The sequence below is a fragment of the Brevibacillus jepli genome, from assembly GCF_047229145.1.
Taxonomy (GTDB): domain Bacteria; phylum Bacillota; class Bacilli; order Brevibacillales; family Brevibacillaceae; genus Brevibacillus.
Map to the genome: position 1 here is coordinate 1 of NZ_JBFEFW010000074.1, position 2,713 is coordinate 2,713.

Annotated in this window: 4 protein-coding genes; 3 read left to right on the plus strand and 1 reads right to left on the minus strand. The window is 47.8% G+C overall.

Going from position 1 to position 2,713, the window contains the following annotated elements:
* Positions 1 to 627, minus strand: a 627-nt coding sequence (locus AB1L17_RS31265; RefSeq protein WP_412848814.1) for a hypothetical protein, incomplete at its 3' end; no start/stop codon positions are given.
* Between the two features lie 190 nt (positions 628 to 817).
* On the opposite strand from AB1L17_RS31265, the gene AB1L17_RS31270 reads away from it, so the two are divergent.
* From AB1L17_RS31270 to AB1L17_RS31280, 3 genes are all read left to right on the plus strand, one after another.
* Complete coding sequence (locus AB1L17_RS31270; RefSeq protein ID WP_412848813.1) at positions 818 to 1,627, plus strand: FkbM family methyltransferase; 810 nt, start codon at positions 818 to 820, stop codon at positions 1,625 to 1,627.
* A 27-nt stretch (positions 1,628 to 1,654) separates the two neighbouring features.
* Positions 1,655 to 2,653 (plus strand): GDP-mannose 4,6-dehydratase, encoded by a 999-nt coding sequence (locus AB1L17_RS31275; protein WP_412848911.1) that lies wholly within the window; start codon positions 1,655 to 1,657, stop codon positions 2,651 to 2,653.
* Positions 2,650 to 2,713: sugar phosphate nucleotidyltransferase (locus AB1L17_RS31280; protein ID WP_412848837.1), on the plus strand; the 64-nt coding region annotated here is incomplete at its 3' end. The genes AB1L17_RS31275 and AB1L17_RS31280, both read left to right, overlap by 4 nt.

Here is a 2,713-nt window from a genome sequence, read left to right on the forward strand (position 1 = left end):
AAACCCGGCTATAACGAACGGTGTGCTGCCCGAACCGCTGCTAACGAACTCACTGGTTACAAAAATCGACATATTGCGAATCGGAAGCGTCGGATTTTCGTAGACGACCATCAATGTCCATCCACCGGCGTTTGTCGTATTGTCCGTGGCCGAAGTGGTCGCCACGATGCCGCTGACCGTATACGTTCCGGCTCCAGAGGCTTGCACAATCGACGTCACGTCGGCAGAGCGTACATAGAACACATTAAAAATCGTTGCGGCAGTAACCGGATCGAAGGGAATCGAAAAGACGCCCGAAGGTGTCGTGAACGTTACATTATTGTTAATAAATGCGGACAGATCTTGTCCCGAGACACGATAGCTGCCGGACCAGAGCAATTCAGCGTAAAGTACGGTGCTTTGCGCAGGTAAAGATAGAATCGCACTTGCAGCGTTTTCCAGGAAATTCAAGGTTGTGCCGGGCGGAAAGTTATTGACCTGACTTAGCAGATTCGGGGTTGCCATAGCGCCAATGGCATCCTGGGACCCCTGGTTGTTCGTATTCAATTGTTTGCTCAGACCGATTGTATTGCCTGTGAATGTAATTGCACCATTAATGGTCGTGTTGAAACGGTTGATGACGGCCAATTGATCTCACCCCTTTCGTTATTCATTATTATATGATGACAGCTGCTGGATTGAACGGGGTGTTTGTCTGAGGGCATTTGATGGTTTTTTATCATTCGACCTGTTATCAGGGGATGGGAAAAACGGTGATTGCAACGGGCAGAACCAGTTTGTCAATACATTCATAGTATAGGGAAAGGGAGGGATTTAATTGACTCGAAATCACGCATATATGGGAGATTATACCGTTTTGACGGAATTGATCTACGGGCCGAAAATTTACGTAGATACACGGGACTTAAGTATGTCAGGGCATATTATCATGAGCGGTTTTTGGGAGAAGTGGGTAACCGATGTGTTCAGGGAAACGATTCGCCCTGACATGACGGTTTGTGATATCGGTTCTCATTGTGGATATTATGCGCTAATCGCAGCCCAACTGGTTGGGACATCCGGGAAAGTGCATTGCTTCGAGCCCAATCCGCTTCTTCATGACAACTTGTTCAAGAGTAAAATGATCAACGGTTTTTACCACATGGAGATTCATACAGTTGCGGTCGCAGATCGCGACAAGGAAGTAACCTTATTTGTTCCACATCATTTGGCCGCCTCCGCGAGTTTGAGTGAAAAAGTGGCTGAATCCGTGTCGGCTGTTGATCCTGTCAAACCTGTGAAAGTCCATGCGATCAATCTCGAAGACTATCTGGGTGATGTGCGTGTCGATGTGCTGAAGGTAGATATTGAAGGGTATGAGCCATACGTTTTGCCATGCCTGCTTAATATTATGGATCGAGCCGATCATCCCAGGTTGTTTATGGAGTTCAATCCAAAAAGCTGGACAGATCAAGGATTCAACTGTCTTCAGCTCTTGCGGGGGGTAACCGATAGAGGATATCACATCGACATCATCCGGCATGATTCGACCCTTTTTTCAGTCTCGCCGGATGAGTTGCTTGCCAGTCCCACGATCCACTCTCACTTCGATCTGCTGATATCCAGAAACCAGGATGGCCTTTGTTAAATAAAGCAGGAAAGGAGATCAGGCATCATGACAACGGCTCTGATTACAGGGATTACCGGGCAAGATGGAGCTTATCTGGCACAATTTTTGTTACAGAAAGGTTACCAGGTCGCAGGGCTGCTTCCCCAGCGTAGTTCAACTTCATTGTGGCGTCTTGACGAATTGAAGATCACAGACAATATCCGTTTTGTTCATGGAGATATGACCGACGTTTCTTCTCTGATCAAAGTGATCAAAGAAAACCAGCCAGATGAGATCTATAACCTCGCTGCTCAAAGTTTTGTAGGAGCTTCATGGAAACAGCCGATCCTCACCAGCAATGTAACAGGCCTGGGCGTTCTCCATGTGTTAGAAGCAGCGCGGTTATCGAACAGCCAATGCAAAATTTATCAAGCGTCTTCAAGTGAAATGTTTGGTCTTGTCCAACAGCCCATTCAAAGCGAATATACCCCTTTTTACCCCCGCAGTCCTTACGGGGTCGCCAAATTGTTCGGACACTGGATGACCGTGAACTATCGGGAAAGCTATGGCATGTTCGCATGCAGCGGCATTTTGTTTAATCACGAATCTCCGCTTCGAAGCTTGCGCTTTGTGACCAGAAAAGTGACCGATGCCGTCGCTAGAATCGTCTGCGGTGTTCAGGGCAGCGTCAGGCTTGGAAATCTCGAAGCAAGACGGGATTGGGGATTTGCAGGAGATTATGTAGAGGCCATGTGGCTTATGCTCCAGCAGGAGCAGCCCGAAGATTTTGTCATCGCCACAGGAAGAACAGTTGACGTACGATATTTGTGTGAAACGGCATTCCGTTATGTCGGATTGGATTATAAGGATTATGTAGAGAGCGATCCGGCATTATTCAGGCCTGCCGAGGTCGATGTGCTGATTGGTGATGCATCGAAAGCAAAGTCAAAACTTGGATGGGAAGCGAAAACGAGCTTTGAGGAGATGATCCGCATGATGGTGGAAACGGATTTGCAGCGGGTGAGTAAGCAGCTTGCTTCAGCGAAGGGAACTGACTTGTCATGAAGCTCGTCCTTCTCTCGGGAGGAACAGGAACAAGACTTTGGCCGTTGTCTCATCCGTCTT